Origin of the sequence: Flavobacterium pasteuri, assembly GCF_048286615.1 — a bacterium.
GTDB lineage: Bacteria > Bacteroidota > Bacteroidia > Flavobacteriales > Flavobacteriaceae > Flavobacterium.
The window spans coordinates 76,888-101,464 of record NZ_JBLVPN010000002.1; the positions used below are offsets into that span (position 1 = coordinate 76,888).

The 24,577-nt window shown below is 32.9% G+C and carries 25 protein-coding genes; 11 read left to right on the plus strand and 14 right to left on the minus strand.

The window, feature by feature from the left end; genetic code table 11:
* The first annotated feature begins 108 nt into the window (after window positions 1-108).
* Together ACNQF6_RS02960 and ACNQF6_RS02965 are read left to right on the plus strand one after the other, a co-directional pair.
* A complete protein-coding gene (locus ACNQF6_RS02960) occupies window positions 109-792 on the plus strand; it encodes a cell division ATP-binding protein FtsE (protein WP_417963102.1) in 684 nt (227 codons plus the stop codon).
* Entirely contained in the window at window positions 792-1,682 is an 891-nt protein-coding gene (locus ACNQF6_RS02965; RefSeq protein WP_417963104.1) for a glycosyltransferase family 2 protein, read from the plus strand. Before ACNQF6_RS02960 ends, ACNQF6_RS02965 begins: the two co-directional genes overlap by 1 nt.
* Here ACNQF6_RS02965 and ACNQF6_RS02970 read toward each other — a convergent pair.
* From ACNQF6_RS02970 to ACNQF6_RS02980, 3 genes are read right to left on the minus strand one after another with little or no spacing between them, the layout of a single operon-like run.
* Window positions 1,679-2,779: a glycosyltransferase family 4 protein gene (locus tag ACNQF6_RS02970; protein WP_417963106.1), complete on the minus strand. Its 1,101-nt coding sequence runs from the start codon at window positions 2,777-2,779 to the stop codon at window positions 1,679-1,681. The genes ACNQF6_RS02965 and ACNQF6_RS02970 overlap by 4 nt on opposite strands.
* Window positions 2,776-3,180 (minus strand): sugar 3,4-ketoisomerase, encoded by a 405-nt coding sequence (locus ACNQF6_RS02975; protein WP_417963108.1) that lies wholly within the window; start codon window positions 3,178-3,180, stop codon window positions 2,776-2,778. The genes ACNQF6_RS02970 and ACNQF6_RS02975 overlap by 4 nt, the downstream gene beginning before the upstream one ends.
* A 7-nt stretch (window positions 3,181-3,187) precedes the next feature.
* The gene (locus tag ACNQF6_RS02980) at window positions 3,188-4,291 is read right to left on the minus strand and encodes a glycosyltransferase (protein ID WP_417963110.1); all 1,104 of its coding nucleotides are present in this window, start codon (window positions 4,289-4,291) and stop codon (window positions 3,188-3,190) included.
* Between the two features lie 46 nt (window positions 4,292-4,337).
* Between ACNQF6_RS02980 and ACNQF6_RS02985 the strand changes: the two genes are divergently transcribed.
* Window positions 4,338-5,228 (plus strand): glycosyltransferase family 2 protein, encoded by an 891-nt coding sequence (locus tag ACNQF6_RS02985; RefSeq protein ID WP_417963112.1) that lies wholly within the window; start codon window positions 4,338-4,340, stop codon window positions 5,226-5,228.
* Window positions 5,229-5,237: 9 nt separating this feature from the next.
* Here ACNQF6_RS02985 and ACNQF6_RS02990 read toward each other — a convergent pair whose 3' ends face one another.
* From ACNQF6_RS02990 to ACNQF6_RS03010, 5 genes are read right to left on the minus strand one after another with little or no spacing between them, the layout of a single operon-like run.
* Window positions 5,238-5,993: an acyltransferase gene (locus ACNQF6_RS02990; protein ID WP_417963114.1), complete on the minus strand. Its 756-nt coding sequence runs from the start codon at window positions 5,991-5,993 to the stop codon at window positions 5,238-5,240.
* Window positions 5,986-7,473, minus strand: a complete 1,488-nt coding sequence (locus ACNQF6_RS02995; protein ID WP_417963116.1) for an oligosaccharide flippase family protein — start codon at window positions 7,471-7,473, stop codon at window positions 5,986-5,988. The genes ACNQF6_RS02990 and ACNQF6_RS02995 overlap by 8 nt, the downstream gene beginning before the upstream one ends.
* A 3-nt stretch (window positions 7,474-7,476) precedes the next feature.
* Window positions 7,477-8,616, minus strand: a complete 1,140-nt coding sequence (locus ACNQF6_RS03000; protein ID WP_417963118.1) for a DegT/DnrJ/EryC1/StrS family aminotransferase — start codon at window positions 8,614-8,616, stop codon at window positions 7,477-7,479.
* 50 nt (window positions 8,617-8,666) lie between these two features.
* Window positions 8,667-9,644 carry a GNAT family N-acetyltransferase gene (locus tag ACNQF6_RS03005; protein WP_417963120.1) on the minus strand — a complete coding sequence of 326 codons (978 nt, stop codon included), beginning with the start codon at window positions 9,642-9,644 and terminating at the stop codon, window positions 8,667-8,669.
* 35 nt (window positions 9,645-9,679) lie between these two features.
* Window positions 9,680-10,282, minus strand: a complete 603-nt coding sequence (locus ACNQF6_RS03010) for a trimeric intracellular cation channel family protein (RefSeq protein ID WP_417963122.1) — start codon at window positions 10,280-10,282, stop codon at window positions 9,680-9,682.
* Between the two features lie 209 nt (window positions 10,283-10,491).
* On the opposite strand from ACNQF6_RS03010, the gene ACNQF6_RS03015 reads away from it, so the two are divergent.
* From ACNQF6_RS03015 to ACNQF6_RS03040, 6 genes are all read left to right on the plus strand, one after another.
* Window positions 10,492-11,277 (plus strand): TrmH family RNA methyltransferase, encoded by a 786-nt coding sequence (locus ACNQF6_RS03015; RefSeq protein WP_417963124.1) that lies wholly within the window; start codon window positions 10,492-10,494, stop codon window positions 11,275-11,277.
* 111 nt (window positions 11,278-11,388) lie between these two features.
* Window positions 11,389-13,611 (plus strand): RelA/SpoT family protein, encoded by a 2,223-nt coding sequence (locus ACNQF6_RS03020; RefSeq protein WP_417963126.1) that lies wholly within the window; start codon window positions 11,389-11,391, stop codon window positions 13,609-13,611.
* A 119-nt stretch (window positions 13,612-13,730) separates the two neighbouring features.
* On the plus strand, window positions 13,731-14,213 hold the full coding sequence (locus ACNQF6_RS03025) for a Fur family transcriptional regulator (protein WP_417950345.1): 483 nt from the start codon (window positions 13,731-13,733) through the stop codon (window positions 14,211-14,213).
* Between the two features lie 31 nt (window positions 14,214-14,244).
* Window positions 14,245-15,516, plus strand: a complete 1,272-nt coding sequence (locus ACNQF6_RS03030) for an adenylosuccinate synthase (protein WP_417963129.1) — start codon at window positions 14,245-14,247, stop codon at window positions 15,514-15,516.
* A gap of 61 nt (window positions 15,517-15,577) precedes the next feature.
* A complete protein-coding gene (nudK, locus tag ACNQF6_RS03035) occupies window positions 15,578-16,159 on the plus strand; it encodes a GDP-mannose pyrophosphatase NudK (RefSeq protein WP_417963131.1) in 582 nt (193 codons plus the stop codon).
* Window positions 16,159-17,040 (plus strand): DMT family transporter, encoded by an 882-nt coding sequence (locus ACNQF6_RS03040; RefSeq protein ID WP_417963133.1) that lies wholly within the window; start codon window positions 16,159-16,161, stop codon window positions 17,038-17,040. The genes nudK and ACNQF6_RS03040 overlap by 1 nt, the downstream gene beginning before the upstream one ends.
* A gap of 408 nt (window positions 17,041-17,448) precedes the next feature.
* Here the strand turns inward: ACNQF6_RS03040 and ACNQF6_RS03045 are convergent, their stop codons facing one another.
* Window positions 17,449-18,660 (minus strand): MFS transporter, encoded by a 1,212-nt coding sequence (locus ACNQF6_RS03045; protein ID WP_417963135.1) that lies wholly within the window; start codon window positions 18,658-18,660, stop codon window positions 17,449-17,451.
* Between the two features lie 52 nt (window positions 18,661-18,712).
* The gene (locus tag ACNQF6_RS03050) at window positions 18,713-19,624 is read right to left on the minus strand and encodes an AEC family transporter (protein WP_417963137.1); all 912 of its coding nucleotides are present in this window, start codon (window positions 19,622-19,624) and stop codon (window positions 18,713-18,715) included.
* A 166-nt stretch (window positions 19,625-19,790) separates the two neighbouring features.
* On the opposite strand from ACNQF6_RS03050, the gene meaB reads away from it, so the two are divergent.
* Entirely contained in the window at window positions 19,791-20,882 is a 1,092-nt protein-coding gene (meaB, locus tag ACNQF6_RS03055; RefSeq protein WP_417963139.1) for a methylmalonyl Co-A mutase-associated GTPase MeaB, read from the plus strand.
* A 1-nt stretch (window position 20,883) separates the two neighbouring features.
* Here the strand turns inward: meaB and ACNQF6_RS03060 are convergent, their stop codons facing one another.
* From ACNQF6_RS03060 to ACNQF6_RS03070, 3 genes are read right to left on the minus strand one after another with little or no spacing between them, the layout of a single operon-like run.
* Window positions 20,884-21,117 (minus strand): hypothetical protein, encoded by a 234-nt coding sequence (locus ACNQF6_RS03060; protein ID WP_417963141.1) that lies wholly within the window; start codon window positions 21,115-21,117, stop codon window positions 20,884-20,886.
* A gap of 31 nt (window positions 21,118-21,148) precedes the next feature.
* Window positions 21,149-21,376, minus strand: coding sequence for a hypothetical protein (locus ACNQF6_RS03065; protein WP_091204000.1), 228 nt, complete (start codon window positions 21,374-21,376; stop codon window positions 21,149-21,151).
* Window positions 21,377-21,404: 28 nt separating this feature from the next.
* Window positions 21,405-22,787, minus strand: coding sequence for an MATE family efflux transporter (locus ACNQF6_RS03070; protein WP_417963143.1), 1,383 nt, complete (start codon window positions 22,785-22,787; stop codon window positions 21,405-21,407).
* Window positions 22,788-23,019: 232 nt separating this feature from the next.
* On the opposite strand from ACNQF6_RS03070, the gene ACNQF6_RS03075 reads away from it, so the two are divergent.
* Window positions 23,020-23,604, plus strand: coding sequence for a hypothetical protein (locus ACNQF6_RS03075; RefSeq protein ID WP_417963146.1), 585 nt, complete (start codon window positions 23,020-23,022; stop codon window positions 23,602-23,604).
* A gap of 53 nt (window positions 23,605-23,657) precedes the next feature.
* Here ACNQF6_RS03075 and ACNQF6_RS03080 read toward each other — a convergent pair whose 3' ends face one another.
* Window positions 23,658-24,536: a PPK2 family polyphosphate kinase gene (locus tag ACNQF6_RS03080; protein ID WP_417963148.1), complete on the minus strand. Its 879-nt coding sequence runs from the start codon at window positions 24,534-24,536 to the stop codon at window positions 23,658-23,660.
* Window positions 24,537-24,577: the final 41 nt, after the last annotated feature.

Below are 24,577 nucleotides of genomic sequence, written 5' to 3' on the forward strand. Positions count from 1 at the left end.
TACTTTCACATATTATTTATAATTATCACAATTCTATCTAATTGAATAGAATTTATTTTGAATAGAACCGTTATCTTATTACTTTTACCCAATAAACAAATGCAAATTATGTCACAATCGGTACTGTCTCTAAAAAATGTAAACATTTATCAAGAAGGTAAGTCTATTTTATCCCAAGTAGACTTGGAGGTAAAACACGGTGAATTCCTTTATATTATTGGAAAAACAGGTTCCGGAAAAAGTAGTTTAATGAAAACTTTATATGCTGATTTACCTTTAACAGAAGGTGAAGGTCATATAGTAGATTTTGATTTAGCCACTTTAAAAGAAGATGACATTCCGTTTTTGAGAAGAAAGATTGGAATCGTTTTTCAAGATTTCAAATTATTACCGGATAGAACTGTAAAAGACAATATGTTATTTGTTCTAAAAGCTACCGGCTGGATTGACAACGTAGAAATGCAAAACAAGATTGACGAAGTTTTAAATAAAGTAGGGATGATAGAATTTGGCAATAAAATGCCGCATCAACTTTCTGGAGGAGAACAACAACGTGTTGCCATTGCCAGAGCTTTGCTAAACGATCCTGAATTAATCCTTGCTGATGAACCTACAGGAAACCTTGACCCACAAACCAGTGCAGAAGTTTTAGAAGTATTAAAAAGCATCAATGCTAACGGAAAAACTATCATTATGGCCACACACGATTATGCATTATTGATGAAATTCCCATCTAAAACATTGAAATGCGAAGATGCAAAAATCTTTGAAGTGGTTCAGAGAACGGCATAATGCTTTCCATTCTTGTTCCAATATACAATTACAATGTTTATCCGCTTGTTTTAGAGTTGCACAAACAATGTACGGATTGCCGAATCCATTTTGAAATTCTATGTCAAGACGACGCCTCTGAATCAAGTTTGAATGTACTCAATGAAAATGTAAATTCATTATCAAATTGCCGTTTTGTCTCCTTAAAAGAAAATCTGGCGCATCGTGAAAACAGAAATTCCCTTGCCGAACAAGCAAAATTTGATTATTTGCTTTTCATCGATGGTGACTCTATTATTATTCAAGACCATTACATAAAAAAATACATTGACAATATCCTTGATTTTGATATTGTTTATGGCGGAAGGTTGCATCCTGAAAAATGTCCGTCCGAGAATCAAAAACTACGTTGGAAATACGGAAGATTTATTGAGGACAAATCCTCCGAAAACCGAAAGAAAAAACCATATCAATCATTATTTTTTAATAATACCGTAATTAAAAAAGACTGTTTCAACAAAGTAAAATTTGACACCAACAGAAAGAAATACGGTCATGATGACACCCAACTTTCGTATGAGTTAAGTCTTTTAAAATCTAACGTAAATCACATTGAAAACCCTGTTGAACATGGTGACATTGATACTAATTTGGTTTATTTCAACAAAACCAAAGAGTCTTTAGAAAATTTGATTTCGCTATACGAAGAAGAAAAAATTGATATTGAATTTGTAAGACTGATTCAATTGTATCATTTTTTAAAAAGAACAAAATCTACTTTTATCATTTCAAAAATACACTCCGTTTTCGAAAAATATCTATCGCAAAATTTGACTGGGAAGAATCCTAATTTATTTCTTTTTAATTGGTTTCGAGTGGGCTATTTATGTTCTTTAAGTCCTAAAAATTAATTCTTTTTCATTCCAATAAATAATTGATTCCAAGTTTCCATAATAGCATCGATATGGTATTTTTCGCTAGATAGTTTTGCCTGTTTTCCCATCTCTCTTCTTAATTTTATATTTTCGATTAAAGTCTCGACTGCTTTTACATAATCTGATTCATTGCCGTTTTCAATCAAAAAACCGTCTTCTTTTTGAGACAAAATACCTCTTGGTCCGCACGGACAATCATAAGCAATACAAGGCAATCCAGAAGCCATTGCCTCAATCAAAACCATCCCAAAACCTTCAAATCGAGACGTCATAAGATAAAACGAAGCTTCTAAATATTTTTTATCAATATCTTGAACCGGTTCATAAAAAACAACATTGTCTAAAACATTTAGGTTTTCAGCCAACAATTTTAAATCGATACTTTCATTTGATTTCCCATAAATTTCCAATATCCAATCTGGGTGTTTCGCAATAACTTTTTTCCAGATTTGTAACATTCTATCAAATCCTTTTTCATACGTGTGCCTGCCAACAGCGATTGCTTTTTTATTTTCTAAAGCACTCGATTTTCCGGAAGTAAACCATAAAGGATTTGGAATAACAATAGTGTTATTTACATTCCATTCTACAATGCTTTCGCTCGTTTCCACAACAAACCGATTGTATTTCTTTATTCCTATTTTTTTTAAGGATGGAATACAATTATATGCAACTTTCGTCAAAATATTTTTATCTAATTCTCTCTCCTCAATAAACTTAGAACTATGCATTTCTAGCACAAGAGGGACTTTATTTTTTAAAATAAAAGGAATTAAATACGCTTTTAGTCCATTATCACAAACAACAATAATGTCAGGTTGAATTGCTTTAATTTTACTTTTTAACCCTTTAGAAAAAGAATTTAAAAACTGAAAAAAATTACCTTTCAATAGTATATCGTGAAAAATAATATTGGAATTGAAAGAATAAAATAAAGGAGAAAAACCCTCGTTTTGAGTCAGAATATGAACTTCATATCCCAGTTTCTCAAATAGATAATTAGCTTTTATAGAAAGGACTCTGGCTACACCGCCTTCGTTATTTATGTTGGGAACTATATAAAGAAGCTTCATTTTTTAGACTCCAAAAATTCATCAAAATCCCGAATATAATCTTCTTCATCGAACACATCAGATGCCAAAACCAAACAAACCGCTCCAGAAGAAAAATTTTGCAATTCTCTCCAAATGCCTGTTGGTATCAATAATCCAATATTTGGTTTGTTCAATATAAATGATTTTTTGTCTAATCCATCCTGAAGAACAACCTCAAAACTACCGCTCAAAGCAATCAGCGTTTCTTGCTGAGCAATGTGTGAATGCCCACCTCTGTATGCATTACTGGGCACATCAAAAAGATAATATACACGTTTGAATTCAAATGGCAAAACATCCTCTTGAATAAATGCCAAATTCCCACGCTGGTCTTCTACAACGGGTAATTTAAGTAATTGTATCTCTTTTAATGTTGTCATAATTGTGTTATAAACTAATTTTCATCAAGTTCAACCATTGCTGCCCAATAGCTAAAACTGAAAAAGACTGTACGCTTTGTGGTGCATTTTGTTTGCAATATCGATATAAATTCTCGTCTTCTACAAATAAATTCATGGCCTCCGTAAGTTTTTCAATATTTTGATTTTCGACAAGCAATCCATTTTCCTTATGCTGAATCATTTCACTTGGTCCTGACAAACAATCAAAGGCAACGACTGGAGTTCCGCAAGCCAGTGATTCTAAAATAACGTTGGGTAAACCTTCATTTAAACTACTCAGAACAAAAAATTCAGCTTTTTTTAAATACTTAAACGGATTATTTTGATATCCTAAAAAATGTACTTTGTCTTCAATATTGTTCTCTTTGGCTAACTTTTGAAGTATTATTTTTCGTTCTCCTTCTCCTAATAAGACTAAATGGATATTCCTTTTTGGCAAAATAGATTCCGAATACGCCTCTATTAATTTGTCGAATTGTTTGATGTTTGTTTCCATTTGGCCTACGCCAATAATATAATCATAAGGAATCTCATTTAACTCCTTACTCTTTTCTGCAATAGTATCAATATCGATTGGATTATAAATTCTGACAACGTTTTTAAGATGGTGTTTTCTTTCTATTAATGCTTTGGATTCATTTGTAATACTTACTAATTTATAACAATCTCCATACATAAAACGGGTAAGAAAAGACCTATTAGGCATATAGTGATCGATTAAATAACTATGAACCATGAAAATAGATTTCGTTTTATAGAGCCATTTTGCTATTATTAATTCCTGAATGGGTTTTATTCTAAACCGAAAATCTATAATAAAATCAAAATTATTCTCGTCAAGATATTTCTTAAGAAATACCAAGCGATTCCATTTATTAAAAAGTCCATTGGCACCATTTTTCATTTTTCCCAAATTGACTAATTTCCCTGAATAGGAATAGGAAACCTCATCAAGAACAATAATATTGTGAATTTCTATTCCTTTTTTTTCAAAAAACTGAGACAGGATAGCCATCACTTTTTCGGCTCCACCATGACTTAATCGATAACCAATTAAAGCAATTTTAATTTTTTTGTTAGGTAAAATCATTATCGATTTGTTATTTTCGTATCAAATATAACTCTTTTAAAAAAATATGCAACACAATCCATTGGTTACCATTATTTGCTTGTGTTACAATCAGGAAAAGTATGTCTTAGAGAGTTTGTTTTCAGTAATTAATCAAGATTATCTTTCTGTAGAGCTAATTATTGTTGACGATTGCAGTACTGACAATTCTAAATCAGTGATTGAAAAATGGGGTATTAATTTCCCTAAAATTCAATTTATTGTAAATAAAACTAATTTAGGAAGTACAAAATCGTTCAATAAAGCACTCAAAAAAGCCAAAGGAGAATATATTATTGACTTGGCTGCAGATGATGTTTTACTACCCAATTGTATTACTTCGCAAATAAATACATTCAAAAACACAACTTACAAAAACCTCGGAATTGTATATGGAAATGTTGAATTGATCACTGAAAAAGGCAAATTTGAATCTTATTATTTCCCTGTGGATCGTTTACAAAAAGTAATTACCCCGAGAATAACCGGTGATATTTATAAATCAGTTCTTTCAGGCGGAGATAGCATTTGTTCCGTTTCGGCGATGATAAAGAAATCTGTTTTTGATCATTTAAATGGCTATGATGAAACGCTAGTTTACGAAGATTTGGATTTTTGGATTCGTGCTTCTCGAATTTATGATTTTGATTTTATCGACGAAATCCTAATGCAGAAAAGGATTGTTCCAAATTCTTTAGGAACCGATTTTTTCAAGAAGAAAGATTCAAGAGCAAAAAAAATAAATCACTCCACATATTTGATTTTAAAAAAAGCAATTGATCTCAATAAAACAAAAGATGAAAATAAAGCCCTTTTAAAACGAATTCATTTTGAGATGATTTTGGCTTATAAAACATCTAATTTCGCATTAGTATTAAAGTATATTTTATTGGAAGTTAAGTTGAGAATAATTTCGTGACTTAATAAACTAGACGATTAAATAAGCATCTAATGAATCTCTTTCCCCTTCCCAATCTCTAGAAATAGAATCTTTTATAAATTTTGCAGGAATACCGCCTATCAAAATATTCGAACCCAAAGTAGTATAATCACTATTACACAAGCTATTGGAGGCAACGGTACAGTAATCCGGAGTTTTGGTCTTTTGCATAATAGAAACTCTGCTGCCTACATAATTATAGTTTCCAATAACTATTGGAGCGGTCATTTCAAACTTTTCTCCCGTTTGGGTATCCATCATCTGATGAAAATTAGTATCCATGATTTGGGATTCCGAACCAAAACGAGCATAATTACCTAATACAATTTGTTCTATACAAATCAATTTAGCATAAGACCCCAAAGATGCCATGTGGCCAAATTCACAATAACCATTCTCACCGATATAGATAAAATAATCTTTACCAAATTGAACATGTCCTTTGAATACTATTTTTCCTAAAATATTAATTTCAGCTATCCCCTTATGGAGCGTATTCATTTCATAAGGCTGTCCAAAACCAATCATCCCTTTTTTAATTTTTCCTTCAATTTCTATTTTACCGGCTATTGAGGCAAATTTTACCGCTCCATAAAAAAATACAGGTAGTTTTTTGGCGGTATTGAAAGGAAATTTTTTGAAATTAAAATAGAGTGTTTTAGTCCAATTTACAGCATAATACAATTGTAATTTTTTATAACCTGATTTTACTTTTCTATAATTATTTTTTAAAATTTCAATCATTGTTCTTTTTAATTATAGCATTAAACAAACCTTTCAGTTCCATTTTTTTATTCATTTGAAACAATACAAAAACTATTGAAATCACTACCATTGCTGACATTAAACTATATTTTATAATCGGATTTGGAATATATCGAAATAAAAAAGTAGCCATGCACATCAAAAAACAAATACAATAAATATTATAAAAATCGGAGTCAAAATAAAAACCATATCTTTTTTTAGTAATTATTTTTATTCCAAAAAAATGAATCAAATAATAGACAAAAAAACTAATCCCAAGTCCTTCTAATCCATAAAAATGATATCCTAAAACATTTAAAAATAACGAAATAAGGTTAAAACCAAAAGCCGTTTTGATAAACATTTTTGAGTCTCCTTTGGCAATCAAAATATAACCCATCGACCAAGAAACTGCTCTGAATAACATGGCTAATATCCCGAAACAAACCATTGAAATAATCGAAATGAATTTTGGCGTATAAATAATTTTTACAATGAGTGGAATTAGCGTTAAAAACAGGATAATTATAGGCGTTATAATCAATATTGAGATGAAAGATTGCTGTACCACACTTGTTCTTACTTTTTCGTTTTCATCACTTATTGAAGCTAGTCTTGGAAAATAATCTGTACTCATTGCTGTAAAAATTATTCCAACATAAGAATTCAACAACGTAAAACCTGCATTATAAAATCCTACTTGTTCTAAACCTCCTTGATTCCCAACATAAATTTGGATTAAATAGGTTGAAAGTAAAGTAAACAAACCACTTAATGTCAAAAGAATTCCCAGTTTAATGATACTTTTTCCTTCGCTGGTCAATTGTTTATTCGAAATGAAAATTTTATTCAATTTTATCTTTTTCGAATAAAAGAAAGAAAACAACATTGACGAAAGTGAGGCAATAATAATTGTAGGGACAATAGCGTCAATTCTGTAGTAATAATACAATGGAATTGAAAATAGCAATCCAAACAAATTTCCGTAAAAATTGGCTTTCGCCAAAAGTCTCATTCTCCTTAAACCTTGTAAAACCACAAATTCCCCGACCATTAATTGTCTAAACAACAGTGTAATAGAAATAAAAATAAATGAAAATATATGATTTGAATTCCCAAAAGTTAACTGACTCAGCCAACTAGAAAGAAAAACAGTAACAAGACATCCTAAAATCCCCGTTAATAATGCCAGCCTTTTTACTATTGCTACAATAGTCGCTATACTACTTAAATCATCATTTTTATAATTGCTTGAAACATGTTTAATCCCACTAGTTTCAATCCCTAAACTCGTAACACCACCTATAACACTTATAGCTGAATTCAATAAAGTCACAATTCCCATTCCTGTTGGACCAATGAAAACAGCAATTAATTTGGTCCGAATTAAAGAAATAAGAATATTGAAAAATTGTACACCACCAAAAAGCGAAGTGGTTTTAACAATTTGATAATATGAAGTTTTGCTATCAGACACTATTTAATACTTGTTTAAAATTGAAACAATGAAACCCACTTCATCCATTGTCAAAACTGGACTTATAGGCAAACTTAATACTTCATCATGAATTTTTTGGGTAATCGGAAAAGACAAATGGTTCAAAAATGACAAAGCCTTTTGATTGTGTGGCGGAACTGGATAATGTATTACAGTTTGAATACCATTTTGATGTAAATAGTCTTGCAAATCGATTCTATTTTGTGTTCGAATCACAAACAAATGAAAAACATGATTAGATTGCTTCGTTCCTCGCAATGACACTATTGGAAGTATTATTTTTTCATTCTTTATTTCGGACAAATAGCGTTTGGCAATTGTTTTCCGCTTTTCATTATCAGCATTTAAAAACGGTAATTTCACATTTAAGAAAGCCGCTTGCAGTTCATCTAATCTTGAATTTACTCCTATATAATCATTATAATATTTTGCTTCCGAACCATAATTGCGAAGTGACTGAATGACTTTGGCTAACTCCGAATCATTTGTGATAACAGCACCGGCATCTCCTAAAGCGCCAAGATTTTTTCCGGGATAAAAACTGTAAGCTTGAGTTTTAGGAATTAGTTTATACGTGTCTAAACTTTCGACTTTTGACTTTTGACTTTCGACTTCTGAAATTGCACCGTGAGCCTGAGCCGCATCTTCAACAACTAATAAATCATTTGCAAAAGCTATCTGATTTATCTCTTCCATTTCAGCCAATTGACCATAAAGATGAACGACTAAAATTGCTTTGGTTTTCGAAGTGATTTTTTCTAAAATTAAATCGGGATTGATGTTGTAGGTTTCTAATTTTGGCTCGACCAAAACAGGAATTAAATCTGCTTGTAAAATAGCCAGAATACTCGCAATATAAGTATTTGCAGGAACAATAACTTCATCCCCTTTTTGCAATTTTCCAAGTTGAATATACCCCTTAAAAATCAAAACCAGAGCGTCTAAACCATTTCCTGTCCCGATGCAATATTTGGCACCGCAATACTTGGCAAAACTAGATTCAAATTCCTTGACTTCATTCCCTAAAATATACCACCCATTATCTAAAACCGATTTCATTTTCTCCTGAAATGCAGTTTCATATGGTTCGTTTATTTTTTTTAAATCAAGAAATGGAATCATTAAGTTTAAGTTTAAAGTGGTTTGAATTGTACTTATTTACAAACTGATTATTAGATAAATATATTTTCTAATTTGAAATGATTTACCGTTTCTACTTCATAAAAATCATGTACTATTGTACTAGCTCCGAAACTTTCTTTCCAATAAGACAAGCCTTCATTCAATTTTCGTCCTTGGTCTTCATTGGAAATTCCAAAATCAAAAAATCGTTTTTCAGCAAAAACTTCCGTAATCAAGAAATGATATAAAAAATCTAAACTACCAAGATTCTCATCCTTTTCATATTTAGAGATGTATTGGCAATGTGCAACCGTTTCACTTTCGAAAACTGTAGTTCCTGCAACAATTTTATCGTTAAAATAAACATTAAACTGTCTTATATTTTTAGGAAAATTATTTTTTAAAAGATTCATTTCTGCAATGGAATGAACTGGCTCTGCATCGTGTCTTTCATTTAAGTTTGGAATCAATATTTCATTCCAGAAGGATTCAAAAACCTCTTCTTCTTTGATTATCAAACCACTTAAAATCCCTTTTTGAATACCTCTTTTTCTGATTTTTGAAAAATTATTTTTCTGTGACAAATCAATAACCGACAAACTATCTCGTCTTACCAATTTGGCTTCTGCCAAAAATAAAGCATATTGAATTTCTTCGGAGGGTTTAGTATGATAAATCGACGGAATTGTTTTCACATGCAGTTTCTCTACTTTATTCTCATTAAGAAACAACAAAACAGACCTAAAAGCATTAATTACAGTCGTTAATTTGGATTGTTCATTACAAACTAATCCACCATACGTCAAACCTTGATGGGAAAAAACTATTGCTCCAGCTTTATTTGCCGGTAAAACAGCAATCAGTTTTTCATCCTCAAAAACCATCAAGGAGAAATCCTCGAATCGCTCTTTATGATATTCCATGAAATCACGGTGAAATAAAAATGTAGCGTTTTTGGCTTGACCAATAAAGGCATTCCAATTTATATAATCGCTTTCCTGGTATTGTTTGACGGAATAATTTTTCACTATTTGATTTTAGACTTCGTGAAATTAAGCATTTTTTATTTATGTTCTAAAGTAGGCAAATACCATTTAAATTTAACGGCCATCAATCGAACCGAAATGATAACTAGAGAGGTTGTTAAATATAAAACATCCTTTTCAAAATTAAATTCTCGAAGGATAAAGAAAACAATTCCACCCAAAATACAAATTGTTGCATAAATTTCTCTTCTAAAAATAACGGGTATTTCAGTACACAAAATATCTCGAATAACGCCTCCAAAACAAGCTGTCATTGTCCCTAAAGCCACACAAATAAATGGATGAAGTCCAATGTTTATTCCTTTTTCAAGACCTATTAAAGTAAAAACGCCCAACCCAATGGTGTCAAATAAAAACAAAGACGTTCGCAATCTGTCGAATTTTTTTCTAAAAATAATGGCTAGTATAAATCCGATAATTATAACATAAACATATTTTAAATCCAGCATCCATCCCACCGGCGTCCTGCCAATCATAATGTCTCGCAAGGTTCCACCGCCCACAGCAGTTACAAATGCAATAATAAATACACCAAAAGGATCCATTTTTTTATTCATTGCCGTCAAAGCGCCAGACATGGCAAAAGCCATCGTACCGATGATGTCTAATAAATGGAACATGCTGTTTTTTTGGATTTAAAAATGGATAAAAAAAATGCTATCAATTGCATATGATTTAGGCAAAATTAAAGAAAATACTCGTGTAACCAACTCCTATTGACTACATTTAATCAACGTACATTACAACAGATAAATATTCGAATCCAAATATAGAAAACTGAATTTTCTCTATGTATCTTTGTTTCCTATAAATTAAATAGTTGTACCTCTTGAAACAAATCACTTCGATACAAAATCCATACATAAAATCTTTAGTGCAATTGCAGGAAAAAGCAAAAGCACGTAAACAATCCGGAACCTTTTTAATTGAGGGAAAACGCGAAATTTCTATAGCCATCAAAGGCGGTTACGAAATAGAAACGCTCTTATTTTTACCTGAAATTTGTTCGGAAAACGAAGCGCGTCAATTATATAAAAATGCCGAGCTGATAGAAATCAATAAAGAAGTCTATCAAAAACTCGCTTACAGAGATACCACTGAAGGTATTTTGGCTGTAGCCAAAACCAAATCGATGCAATTATCTGATTTGAAATTATCTGAAAACCCATTGATTCTTATTGCCGAAGCACCAGAAAAACCCGGAAATATAGGAGCTTTGCTTCGTACTGCCGATGCTGCTAATCTTGATGCGGTAATTATTGCCAATCCTAAAAGCGATTTATACAATCCAAATATTGTGCGTTCCAGTGTGGGCTGTTTGTTTACCAACCAAATTGCCACTGGAACTACCTCTGAAATTATTGCCTTTTTGAAAGAACGAAAAATCAATTTTTATTGTGCTACTTTACAAAACTCCACTTCGTATCACACACAGGATTACACTGCGCCAACCGCTTTAGTTGTTGGAACGGAAGCCACTGGATTAACAGAAGAATGGAGAAAAGAAGCAACCCAAAATATTATTATTCCAATGCAGGGCGAGATTGATTCAATGAATGTTTCGGTAGCAGCTGCCATCTTGATTTTTGAAGCCAAAAGACAGAGAGGGTTTTAGATTTTTGATTAAAAATTAAAAAAAAAATCTAGTTTCTTTCCTTTAAAATTCAAATATACATTTGCATATCTCCCAACTTATTCTTATTTTTAGGAAATGAACAATGCCGTTATGACAGAAATAGATTTAGAAAAAGAAAACAAGGCAATTGCCCAAGAATATAAAGAATTGCTTCGCATAAGTTACCAAACTTTAACACCTGAAGATAAAAAACTCATCCGAAAAGCATTTGACGTTTCCGTAGAAGCTCATAAAGAGCAACGCAGAAAATCAGGTGAAGCCTATATCTTCCACCCTATTGCTGTGGCAAAAATTGTTGCTTCCGAGATAGGTCTGGGAGCTACATCCATCGCTGCTGCATTATTGCATGATGTTGTAGAAGACACGCCTACTACCATACAAGATATAGAACGTTTATTTAATCCTAAAGTGGCTCAAATCGTTGAAGGATTAACAAAAATATCTATGGTTCAAAAGGATTTGAACGCCTCGTTACAAGCCGAAAATTTTAGAAAAATGATTCTTACACTAAATGATGACGTTCGCGTAATTCTGATTAAACTAGCCGATCGTTTGCACAATATGCAGACTATGGGATCAATGCAGGAGGACAAACAAACCAAAATTGCATCGGAAACCCTTTATATTTATGCACCTTTGGCACATAGACTCGGCTTGTATAACATAAAGACCAAACTGGAAGACTTAGGACTAAAATACACGGAACCTGCTATTTATAAAGAAATTGTAAGTAAAATAAAAGAAACCAAAGAAGAGCAAGATGCTTATATTGAAGATATTTCTAATGTCCTGAAAGCCTCTTTAGATGCCGAAGGAGTTGAATATATTATAAAAGGACGTCCAAAATCTATCTATTCTATTCGCAGAAAAATGCAGGCGCAAAACGTGAGTTTTGATGAAGTGTATGATAAATTTGCGTTGCGTATTGTATACAAAGCGAATCCACATGAAGAAAAATTCGTTGCTTGGAAAATATATTCTATTGTTACGGATCATTACAGACCTAGTCCAAGCCGGTTACGCGATTGGATTTCATCACCAAAATCTACCGGTTACGAGGCCTTGCACATTACAGTAATGGGGCCAAAAGGGCGATGGGTTGAAGTACAAGTTCGAAGCGAACGTATGGATGAAATTGCCGAAAAAGGATATGCCGCACATTATAAATATAAGAACGGTGCTACCGAAGAAAGTGGTTTGGATGTATGGTTAAATTTACTAAAAGAAGCTTTAGAAAATTCCGAAACAAATGCAGTAGATTTTGTAGAAGATTTCAAAATGAATTTATATTCTAAAGAAATCTTTGTATTTACTCCAAAAGGAGAAATAAAATCATTGCCTAAAGGAGCCACTTCACTTGATTTTGCGTTCAGTATTCACTCCGAAATAGGAATTCGAACCAGAGGAACGCGTGTCAATGGAAAATTAGTTCCTTTGAATTTCGAATTGAAAAGTGGGGATCAAATAGAAGTTATTACTTCACAACATCAAAAACCAACCATTAACTGGCTGGATTATGTGACTACTTCGAGAGCCAAAACAAAGATAAAAAACGTTCTAAACGAGAATACCAAGAAAATTGGCGAAGAAGGAAAAGAACTGTTGACCCGAAAATTAAAGCATTTGAAAATCACGTTAAGCGAGCAAGTGATTAATGAATTAGTCAATTTTTTTAAACTAAAAACAAGTCTGGATTTATTCTATAGAGTAGGAATCGGGGCTATTGAAAACCAACAGCTCAAGGATTACGCTGCGCAAAAGAGCAATACTTTCATTAATTTTTTCAAAAATAAAATGAAACGCTCTCCAAGCAGCACTTCAGATGAGGATATTCACAAACCAGTAATAAGCAGTAATTATGACATGCTCGTTTTTGGCAAAGAACACGATAAATTGGATTACAAATTATCGCCTTGCTGCAACCCCATATCAGGTGATGATGTATTTGGGTTTGTAACCATCAACGAAGGAATAAAAGTGCACAAAAAAGATTGCCCAAACGCCATTGGCATGCAATCTAACTATGCATATCGTATCATGTCAGCCAAATGGATTGACTCTTCACAAGAAGAATTCAAAGCCATTATTAACGTTACAGGAATGGATGTTTTAGGACTTACAAACCAATTAACAAAGGTGATTTCAAACAACATGCATGTTAATATTCAGAGTATTTCTTTGAGTACTGATGCAGGAATTTTTCATGGTCAAGTTGCAGTAATTGTTCAAAACAATACCATTTTGAAAAAAATGATAAACAACATCAAAAAAATTGACGGAATCGATAAAGTAACAAGGGTTTATAAAACATAGAAAAAAAATCCGGTTTTTAGTTTCAAATCTCCATTTGCTCCACTTGAAATTAAAAAACTTGAAACTAAACAAACCTTAAACTTTATACTTTAAACTAAAAAATTTATCTTTGCCCGCATATGACACTCATTTCCACAGATAACACCAAAAACCAAGAAATTGTAAAAAATGTTTTTACAATGTATCTTGAAAAAAAAGGACATCGCAAGACTCCTGAACGTTATGCTATCCTTCAGGAAATTTACGATAGCGAAGAACATTTTGATGTAGAGAACCTTTATATCAAAATGAAAAATAAAAACTATCGTGTGAGTAGAGCAACTCTTTACAACACGATCGAATTACTATTAGATTGTGCTTTAGTGCGTAAACACCAATTTGGACAAAATCAGGCTCATTATGAAAAATCATATTTTGACAAACAGCACGATCATATTATAATGACTGATACTGGCGAAGTAATTGAGTTTTGTGATCCAAGAATTCAAAGTATCAAAAAAACAATCGAAGAAATATTTGATATAGAGATAACCAATCACTCATTGTATCTCTATGGAACCAAAAGACAAAAGAACAACTTGGACGAACAAAATCGTTCATAAACATAAAAACTAACTACAAATAACAGATAGAATGACCGTAGATTTATTACTAGGATTACAATGGGGAGATGAAGGAAAAGGAAAAATTGTTGATGTTCTAACTTCAAATTATGACATTATCGCTCGTTTTCAAGGAGGTCCAAATGCAGGACATACTTTGGAATTTGACGGAATAAAACATGTTCTTAGAACTATTCCTTCTGGTATTTTTCATAAAACTGCTGTAAACATCATTGGAAATGGAGTAGTAATTGATCCTGTGGTTTTTCAAAAAGAAATTGAAGGTCTTGAAAAATTTAATTTAGACATCAAAAGCAAATTAATCATTTCAAGAAAAGCACATTTAATTTTGCCTACTCACCGTTTATTAGATGCGGCTTCTGAGGCTTCTAAAGGTAAAGCAAAAATTGGCTCTACGTTAAAAGGCATTGGTCCAACATATATGGACAAAACCGGAAGAAATGGTATTCGTGTAGGTGATATTGAACTTGAAGATTTTGCAGATCGTTACAGAGCATTAGCTGACAAGCATGAAGAAATGATCAAATTTTATGATGTATCAATTCAATACAATTTAGCTGAAATGGAAACTGAATTCTTTGAAGCAATCGAAGAATTAAAAAAATTAGATTTCATTGATAGCGAAGAGTATTTACACCAAGCCCAAAAAGCAGGTAAATCAATATTATGTGAAGGTGCTCAAGGTTCATTATTGGATGTTGATTTTGGAACATATCCATTTGTAACTTCATCAAATACTACTGCTGCTGGTGCTTGTACCGGTTTAGGGATTGCTCCAAATAAAATCAAGGAAGTATACGGAATTTTCAAAGCTTACGTAACACGCGTAGGAAGTGGCCCGTTCCCTACTGAACTTTTTGACGAAGATGGTGCAACTATGGCACGTGTAGGAAATGAATTTGGATCCGTAACCGGAAGACAAAGACGTTGTGGCTGGTTAGACTTAGTAGCGCTTAAATATGCTGTTCAGGTTAATGGTGTAACACAATTAATGATGATGAAAGGCGATGTACTTTCAGGTTTTGAAACCTTAAAAGTATGTACGGAATACAATTATAAAGGAGAGAAAATTTCTCATTTCCCTTATAACATCGAACCAGAAAATGTAACTCCAGTATATCAGGATTTCAAAGGTTGGAAACAAGATTTGACTGGCATGACTACCTACGATGAATTACCGACAGAGTTAAAAGAATACATTGCATTTATTGAAAAAGAAGTAGAAGTTCCTATCAAAATAGTTTCTGTAGGTCCTGACAGAAAGCAAACCATATTAAAATAAGTTTACTAAACGTCCCGATAAATCGGGACGTTTTTTTTAGTTAAAAAACCAATCCAAGCGAATGAAAAATCCAACTATTAAAATCCAAAAAACCGAATTGCTATCTGACAATTGGTATATTTTAAACAAAGTAACTTTTGACTATCAAAAAAAAGACGACTCTTGGATTACCCAAAAAAGAGAAGTCTACGATAGAGGAAACGGCGCCGCCATTTTACTTTATAACACTGAACAAAAAACAGTTATTCTAACGAGACAATTTCGTTTACCAACGTATCTAAACGGAAACGAAACCGGAATGATGATAGAAGTTTGTGCTGGACTTTTAGATGCTGATAATCCGGAGCAGTGCATCATAAGAGAAACTGAAGAAGAAACAGGATATCGTATTTCTAAGGTCAAAAAGGTGATGGAAACGTATATGTCGCCTGGTGCCGTAACTGAAATTTTGTATTTATTTGTTGGTGAATACGATGAATCTATGAAAGTAAGCGACGGTGGCGGAGTAGCACATGAAGAAGAAAATATAGATGTAATGGAAATGTCTTTTGACGAAGCTTATGCTATGATTGAATCTGGCAAAATGCAAGACGCAAAGACGATTATGTTGTTACAATATGCTAAAATAAATAGTCTTATTTAATGAATAACACTACTAAAGGAGTTTTATTTGCCCTGGTAGCTACCTTTCTTTGGTCCGTAAATATGGTAATTGCAAGTGGGATAAAAGGGCACATTCCTCCTATTGGACTGGCTTTTTGGCGCTGGACAGTTGCTTGTATTGTTCTGGCTCCATTAGCTATAAAAAGTACTCTTGAAAATTTAAAAATCGTAAAAAAACACATTCGGTATCTTACGCTTACCGCTGTATTAGGCATTACTATTTTTAACACGCTGATATACTTTGCAGGAAAAACAACAAGTGCTGTAAACTTATCGTTAATTGCCATTTCGATTCCCTTGTTTATTGTTGTCCTTTCCAGAATTATTTTTAAAGAGAAAGTTTCCAATTTAAAAATAGTGGGAATTGTAACCATAATCACAGGAGTTTTAGTGCTTATTTCCAAAGGTTCCTTACAAGCATTACTCCATATCAAATTCACGATTGGGGATTTATTAATGCTAATGGCTTGCTTCTTTTTTGCTTACTACACTATTTTAGTGCGTAAAAAACCAAGTGAATTAAGTCCAAAGGTATTCTTGTTCAGTGTTTTCGTAATTGGTACAATTTTACTGTTTCCTTTTTATCTATATGAACACGTTTATTGCAAAAAAGTGATTTTTGATACTAAAACAGTTTTGGTAACCACATATGTAGGCATCTGCGCTTCCTTAATTTCATTTTATTTATGGAACGAAGCCATTCGACTAATTGGAACCTCAAAAACAGCCTTAATTTATTATTTGATTCCGGTATTCAGTGGGTTCCTGGCGTATTTTTTTCTTAATCAAGCCATTTTACCAACCCAAATCATAAGTATGGGAATCATCATTTCGGGGTTATTAATCACTAATAAGAAGTAACTATTCATTTTTTTTAATTAAATCAGTTGGAAATTCCAACAAAGAGATGAAGAGATAAAGAGAAAATTTAAAGAAATAATAAAATATAATTAGGAAACCAAAAGCCCTATCGCTAATCGTCCCGAAATTTCGAGAGCAATCCTTTTGTTTTTTTCTTTAAAAACTAAATCACTATGGATTGAAAGTCCATAAATGTGGTTGGCAGACTTAAAGTCTGCACGGTTGCAAAACTTATTTTTTACCGCAAATTACACAAATTAGCACGAGTTAATTTGTAAAATTCGCGAAATTCGTGGTAAAATTTTTAGAACCTAAAAGGGAAATACACTAAAAGTGCATAGTTTTCAACTAAATTAGAAACCAATAAAAGATCACAGCTAAGCAGGAGAAAGCTCCTGAAAAGAAGTGCTATTTTTTCTTTAAATTAGGTAAAAAGAACGCTATAATCCCTATCAAAGGCAAGTAAGCACAAAGATAATACACATACGTTATGCTGGTGTGATCTGCAAGATTCCCTAATAAAGCAGAACCTAAACCACCCATTCCAAAGGCAAAACCATAGAAAAGACCGGAAACCATTCCGAGTTTTTTAGGCAATAATTCTTGCGCATAAACTAAGATTGCCGGAAATGCAGACGAGATTATGATTCCTATTACAACTGACAAAACGCCTGTCCAAAACAAATCGACATACGGCAACAATAAAGTAAAAGGTGCGGCTCCCAAAACTGAAAACCAAATTACATATTTTCTTCCGAATTTATCGCCTAACGGTCCGCCAATTAAGGTTCCTATGGCGCAAGAGGCCAAAAATAAAACCAAATGAAATTGCGCTTCCTGAACCGATAATCCAAATTTTTCGATTAAATAAAATGTAAAATAACTGGACATGCTGGCCATGTAAAAGAATTTTGAAAAGATCAAAACCAGTAAAATTCCCACTGAGATTACTATCTTTTTTTGAGATAAATTAGGCAAATCGATTACCGCTTTCTTTGCACTTCTTAAACTTAAATGGTTTTGGTACCAAAGTGCAATTCTACTCAAAACTATCAATCCGATAATGGCAACTACCACAAACCAAATGATGTAATATTGTGAATTAGGAACCACAATTAAGGCCACTAATAAGGGTCCGATTGCTGTTCCGGCATTGCCTCCCAACTGGAAAATGGATTGTGCCAAACCACGCTTTCCACCAGATGCCAAAAAGGAGATTCGGGAAGCTTCAGGATGGAAAATCGAAGAACCAATACCAACCAAAACTACCGAAATTATAATCATTAAAAAACTGGAAGCATACGATAAACATACAATTCCAGATAAGGTAAACAGCATTCCGAAAATTTGAGAAAAAGGCTTTGGTCTTTTGTCCGTATACAAACCAACCAAAGGCTGTAATATAGAAGCCGCCAACTGATATGCCAAGGTGATTAACCCGATTTGTGTGAAGGTTAAATTGAAATTTTCTTTTAAAATAGGATACGCTGCCGGAATTACGGCTTGTAATAAATCATTCAGTAAATGGGCGAATGCAATGGAAAATAATATCGAATAAACGGTTTGCTGAGCAATAGGAGTTGTATCTATTTTTGATACAGTATCAGGAGATGCATTCATATTTTTAAAAAACTATATAACTAATTATTGATCCATATTCGATTAAAAAAAATTAAACAAACTGAACCACAAAATACCAAAATAACAAGGTAATAAAAGACAATGGGATTCCAAAACCAATCATCATGCTGCTTAAACGAGGTTTTAAACCGTGAGTAGAAGCTAAAATACAAGCGGTAATCATAGGCGCCATCGCTGACTCCAATATGGCTACTTGAATAATTTTAGAATGCTGTTGTAAAATTACGACATACAACACATAAATGAGAGCCGGAGTCAGTATTAATTTATACAGAAGTCCCAATCCTAAAAACTTCCAATGTTGACTTCTACGGTCAAAACGCAGTTGCAAACCAACAGAAAGTAAAGCTAAAGGTGTTACTCCACTTCCTAATTTTTGAAATAACAGCTGTACATAATCCTGGAAATCGACATTAAAAACATTCATCAAGCAGGCTATCAAAAAAGTTATAAATGGAGGGAAAAGAAGAATCTTTTTGGCGATTTGAAAACCACTTGGGTTGCCACTGGAATATAACGTTGCAACCAGAATTCCTAATGTAGAAAGCACCACAAAAGAACCGGGTTGATCGACAAGAATAGCCGTTTTCAAACCTTCTTCTCCGTATAGTGCTTCAATTATTGGGTAACCTAAAAAGGAAGTATTGCCTAAACCTGCTGTTAAAATTAAGCAACCAATGAGTTTTTTAGACCAGCCAAATTTGCTGCCTAAAAAACTAAAAAATAAGTAGGATACAACAAATCCAATCCAAGCAACTCCAATTGGGAATAACAATTCATTACTCCATTTTATTTTTGGAATATAATATAATGCCAGCGCTGGAAGGCAAATATAAATAACAATCTTGTTTAACAGCTTGTAAATAGTTATAGGAAAACCTTTTATATTTTGGAAAACAATTCCTAGGAATAAAAAAACAAAGATTAGGATGAAGTTGGTCATAATACAGCAAAGATATTGACTAATGATAAATAAAATGAATTCAAAAAAATAAAATTTGTAAAATAACCTCCACAAAAGAGAAACCATCATTATGCAATGACATTTTAATAGAATGACCGTCTATTCAAGATAGTTTTTGTTATTTTTACTATTCTAAAAAATAGTTTTGTCAAATAAGAAATACCATCCAAGTGCCTTAAACGAAAAACCCGGAATTTCTGCTCCAGAAATTATCAGCACCGTTGCTGTTGGGCATATTCAACAATTTAGAAAAATACAACCTTCGGCAAAAGAACTCGTTGATGGGATTTTAGACGAAAATATTACCGCACTGAGCCGTGCAATTACTTTGGTCGAAAGCACGAATGTCAATCATTTGGCGAAAGCCAATGAAGTAATAAATGCCTGTTTGTCTTATGCCAATAAATCCGTGAGAATAGGAATTACAGGCGTTCCGGGCGTTGGAAAAAGCACCTTTATTGAAGCATTTGGAAAATACCTAACTGGTTTAGGAAAAAAAGTAGCGGTGCTTGCAGTTGATCCCAGTAGTACGCTTTCGCATGGAAGTATTTTGGGTGACAAAACCCGAATGGAAGAATTGGTGAAAGATAAGAATGCTTTTATACGACCTTCAGCTTCAGGAGAAACATTAGGAGGTGTAGCTCGTAAAACCCGCGAAACCATTACGCTTTGTGAGGCTGCAGGTTTTGATACCATCATCATAGAAACCGTTGGCGTAGGCCAAAGTGAAACTGCCGTTCACAGCATGGTTGATTTTTTTCTTTTATTGAAAATTTCTGGTGCGGGCGATGAATTACAAGGTATCAAACGTGGCATCATGGAAATGGCGGATGCAATTGTCATTAACAAAGCCGATGGTGATAATATCAAAAGAGCTAATCTTGCTAAACTGGAATTCAATAGAGCATTGCATCTTTTCCCTGCTAAAAAATCAGGTTGGACTCCTACAACTGCTGCCTGTAGCGCTATTACCCATGAAGGAATATCTAATGTTTGGGAAACCGTTCAAAAATTCCTGGAACTGACTAAAGGCAATAATTACTTCTTTGAAAAACGAAAAGAACAAAATCAATATTGGATGCTGGAGACCATTAACGAGCAATTGAAAACCAATTTTTACAGCAATCCGGAAATTCAAAAATCATTGGATACAACTAAAAAAGCGGTGCAAAATGATGAAATTTCACCCTTCGCAGCCGCTCAAAAATTATTAGAAAAGTATTTTAAAAAAGACTAATCTATTCTGTTCTTCTTTTCCCTTCTAAATAAATTTGGTATCCATACTTTAACATTAAAACACCAAGAGCAATCTTACCAAATTTACCAATAATATATCCTATAATATGTCCAGAATTATAGGCTTCACTTGCGTTTATATTTGATTTAATTTCAAACGGAAAAAAGTTAAAAACCCCTTTAATTATGAGTATTGTCCCAAAAATAAACATGAAATACATAAATAAATTTTTCATTTGAATATGAATTAAGTAAAAAAAAAGTTAACTACTCCTCGTAAAGTTTAATTTCTCTATCATAAAACTCATTGGCAAGAACTATTAATCCTTCCATTTCTGCATTTAATTCTGCTTCGTCAAGATCCTCCGCTTCTTCCATAAACTCTACCTCATCATCTTTCAGATTGATTATAAATCTAGGGTAATCAAGGTGTATGATGAAAATATCTTCGGGAAAATCAGTATTATCGCCTAGTAAAAATTTTGGTAATTCCATGAATTTAATATTTAAGTAATTTATTATTTTATTTATTTTCGTTTTGCATCACCAACTTTCTTGTTAATCTCGCAAAGCGAATATACAAAAATAAAGCGGCAGCAGTTAATCCTGCCAAAAGTCCTATCCAGATTCCAACGGCTTTAAGTTCCGTATATTTTCCTAAATAATAGGAAATAGGAAAACCGATAACCCAATACGCCACGAAGGTAATGTACATAGGGATTTTTACATCTTGTAAACCACGTAATGCTCCCAAAACAACTACTTGAATTCCATCTGAGATTTGGAAAATAGCTGCAATCAATAGTAATTTTGAAGTGATTAGGATTATTTCTTTGTTATCTAGCATCTGAGCTGAATCGGTCATATTCAAGAATAAATGCGGTAAAAAATTATGAAACACGACAAAGATTATCGCAAAAAAAGTTTCAAGTATAATCGCCAATAGAAAAATGGATCGTGCTACAACAATCAACTTTTTATAATCGTTCATTCCTTTAGTATGACTCACTCGAATCATTGCTGTAACACTTAATCCCATAGCAACCATAAAAGTGGAAGATGCTAGAATAAGTGCAATCTGATTGGCAGCCTGACTATTTTTACCCAAAGAACCAGAAAGCCAAATTGCAGCGGTAAACAAAGTTACTTCAAACAACATTTGCATAGCTGAAGGCATACCCAGATTGATAATCTTTTTCAATATTGATTTTTTGATTTCTTTGAAACTGAAATTCTTAAAATATTTTTTCAATGCCGAATTTTTTTTCATCAGATAATGCATAAAAACCACCATCATTATTCTTGACAAGACTGTTCCCAATGCGGCACCCAGAATTCCTAATTTTGGAAAAAACCAAATTCCGTAAATCAGCACATAATTAAAAAAGACATGCACTATGTTAGCCATAAATATGGCGTACATAGAATATTTTGTTTTAGACAATCCATCAGCAAATTGTTTGTAGCCCTGATACATAATCACCGGAATTAAAGAAAACGCTACCCAATCAATGTAAGGAGCAGCCATTTCAGCAACTTCTTTGGGTTGGTGCATAAAATACATAATTTGTTTAGACAACACGGTCAAAATAAATAATGCAACTCCTAAAATCGTACATAAAAGCAATCCGTGATGAAAAGTAGTGCGGATTTTTTGATCATTTTTTTCAGCATCAGCCTCAGCCACTAATGGGGTAATTGCGGTAGAAAAACCTATTCCTAAAGACAAAGCAATAAATATAAAACTATTACCCAATGAAACTGCTGCTAATTCAGTAGAACCCAACTTGCCTACCATAAAATTATCAACTATACCAATTAATGTATGTCCTAGCATTCCCAGAACTACTGGATACGCTAATTTAACATTATAAGAAAACTCTTTGAAATATTGAGATAAATTCACTTTTGCTTTTTTTTGTTGGCAAAGATAATTAGAAGCTTTCAATTGCATCAATACTATTACATATATAACACTTTTTTTAGGGCATAATTTCACCCAACAAGGAATTCTATAACAAAACCATGGAATTCTATAACAAAACAGGCCTATGAGGGCTATACATTTGTAACGTTGTTTTGAAATAAATAAAATCAAGATAACACCAAAAAAATTATTAATAAAAAATATTACAATTATGAAAACGACAGGGAAAATCAAAATGTTATTTGTATTCGCAATAGCAATGATGTTTGCTAACAATTTACAAGCACAAGAAACAACAACTAAAGCTACAAATTACGATCAAGGATTCCGTTTAGGATTTGGTGCAAATGCAGGATATTCAACTAACGACCCTTACAAATTATCCCTTGGTGCAGATGTAAGAGGACAATATGATTTATCAAAAAGATACTCTTTAACTTTAACAACTGGTTACACTAATTTATTTGTAAGCAAAGCTGATGGGTTTACTGACCAAACAGAAGGAAAAGATTTAGGTATTATCCCAGCTAAAGCAGGTTTTAAAGCTTTCGTATGGAATGACCAATTTTACCTAATGGGAGAAGCTGGTGCAGCATTTGCAACAAGTAATGTAGAAAATACCAGAGATAAAACTTCTTTATTGTTATCTCCAAGTATAGGTTATGCAACGAAATACATAGATATTTCTTTGAACTATACTCACTACAATCATTTTGATCGTTTAAACAGTAACGGTTCTCTTGGTAGAGGAGTAGGACAAGTTGGTGTACGTTTAGCTTATGGTTTTAAACTATAAAAAATATTGAATTAGTTAAAAAAATGCGCTGAAATTCAGCGCATTTTTTTTGTTTATTCTTTCTTCAACATTTCTTTATACATTTCAAAATTAGCTTTAACTTTTTCGTCTAATTGCGGTTCTTTAATATCAGTACGTTTTTGCATTTCTTCCCAGATAATTTTAGCAACAATATAACGCGCCATTTCCTTATCATCCGCAGGAATAATATACCAAGGTGCATTTTCGGTAGCGGTTTTATTAATTGCCTCTTCATAATACTGCATGTATTCCTTCCAATGCTCGCGCTCTTTCAAATCTCCGGGCGAAAATTTCCAGTGGTGCTCCACTTCTTCCAATCGGCGCAGTAACCTTTTGCGTTGTTCTTCCTTACTCATGTGAAAGTAAAACTTCAAAACAATTGTTCCGTTTTGCGTGATATGTTTTTCAAAATTATTGATTTGCTCCATCCTATTTTCCCAAAACTGTGGTGTTATATCAGCCACTTTTTCGATTCCCGGCAAATTTTCATGCATAATATATTCCGGATGCACACGAGTAACCAAAACATTCTCATAATGCGTTCTGTTAAAAACAGCAAATTTCCCTTTTTCAGGCAAAGCCAAATAATGTCTCCACAAGTAATCATGCTCTAACTCCGTAGAATTAGGTGTTTTAAAACTATGCACCACAACCCCACGCGGATTAAATTCCTTAAAAACTTCCCGAATCAGACTGTCCTTCCCTGATGTGTCCATGCCTTGCAAACAAATTAAAACGCTGTATCGATTGTGTGCATACATCACATCCTGTAAATCGCTCAATTTCGCCTGGACTTTATCCAGTTTTTCCTCTTTATCATCGGCACTGGCTTCATTAAACAAGTTTGTAGGGATTTTAGACAAATCAATTTTGCCAATCACTTTAAAATCATCGGGATTTATAGACTTCATAAGAAATATTTTATCTTTGTAAACTCAAATATAACAAATAA

Excerpts from the sequence above, each read along its gene's own strand:
- ACNQF6_RS02960 (WP_417963102.1), top strand. The coding sequence starts at position 109 with ATGTCACAATCGGTACTGTCTCTAAAAAATGTAAACATTTATCAAGAA.
- ACNQF6_RS02965 (WP_417963104.1), top strand. The coding sequence starts at position 792 with ATGCTTTCCATTCTTGTTCCAATATACAATTACAATGTTTATCCGCTT.
- ACNQF6_RS02970 (WP_417963106.1), bottom strand. The coding sequence starts at position 2,779 with ATGAAGCTTCTTTATATAGTTCCCAACATAAATAACGAAGGCGGTGTA.
- ACNQF6_RS02975 (WP_417963108.1), bottom strand. The coding sequence starts at position 3,180 with ATGACAACATTAAAAGAGATACAATTACTTAAATTACCCGTTGTAGAA.
- ACNQF6_RS02980 (WP_417963110.1), bottom strand. The coding sequence starts at position 4,291 with ATGATTTTACCTAACAAAAAAATTAAAATTGCTTTAATTGGTTATCGA.
- ACNQF6_RS02985 (WP_417963112.1), top strand. The coding sequence starts at position 4,338 with ATGCAACACAATCCATTGGTTACCATTATTTGCTTGTGTTACAATCAG.
- ACNQF6_RS02990 (WP_417963114.1), bottom strand. The coding sequence starts at position 5,993 with ATGATTGAAATTTTAAAAAATAATTATAGAAAAGTAAAATCAGGTTAT.
- ACNQF6_RS03000 (WP_417963118.1), bottom strand. The coding sequence starts at position 8,616 with ATGATTCCATTTCTTGATTTAAAAAAAATAAACGAACCATATGAAACT.
- ACNQF6_RS03010 (WP_417963122.1), bottom strand. The coding sequence starts at position 10,282 with ATGTTCCATTTATTAGACATCATCGGTACGATGGCTTTTGCCATGTCT.
- ACNQF6_RS03020 (WP_417963126.1), top strand. The coding sequence starts at position 11,389 with ATGACAGAAATAGATTTAGAAAAAGAAAACAAGGCAATTGCCCAAGAA.
- ACNQF6_RS03025 (WP_417950345.1), top strand. The coding sequence starts at position 13,731 with ATGACACTCATTTCCACAGATAACACCAAAAACCAAGAAATTGTAAAA.
- ACNQF6_RS03030 (WP_417963129.1), top strand. The coding sequence starts at position 14,245 with ATGACCGTAGATTTATTACTAGGATTACAATGGGGAGATGAAGGAAAA.
- nudK (WP_417963131.1), top strand. The coding sequence starts at position 15,578 with ATGAAAAATCCAACTATTAAAATCCAAAAAACCGAATTGCTATCTGAC.
- ACNQF6_RS03040 (WP_417963133.1), top strand. The coding sequence starts at position 16,159 with ATGAATAACACTACTAAAGGAGTTTTATTTGCCCTGGTAGCTACCTTT.
- ACNQF6_RS03045 (WP_417963135.1), bottom strand. The coding sequence starts at position 18,660 with ATGAATGCATCTCCTGATACTGTATCAAAAATAGATACAACTCCTATT.
- ACNQF6_RS03050 (WP_417963137.1), bottom strand. The coding sequence starts at position 19,624 with ATGACCAACTTCATCCTAATCTTTGTTTTTTTATTCCTAGGAATTGTT.
- ACNQF6_RS03060 (WP_417963141.1), bottom strand. The coding sequence starts at position 21,117 with ATGAAAAATTTATTTATGTATTTCATGTTTATTTTTGGGACAATACTC.
- ACNQF6_RS03065 (WP_091204000.1), bottom strand. The coding sequence starts at position 21,376 with ATGGAATTACCAAAATTTTTACTAGGCGATAATACTGATTTTCCCGAA.
- ACNQF6_RS03075 (WP_417963146.1), top strand. The coding sequence starts at position 23,020 with ATGAAAACGACAGGGAAAATCAAAATGTTATTTGTATTCGCAATAGCA.
- ACNQF6_RS03080 (WP_417963148.1), bottom strand. The coding sequence starts at position 24,536 with ATGAAGTCTATAAATCCCGATGATTTTAAAGTGATTGGCAAAATTGAT.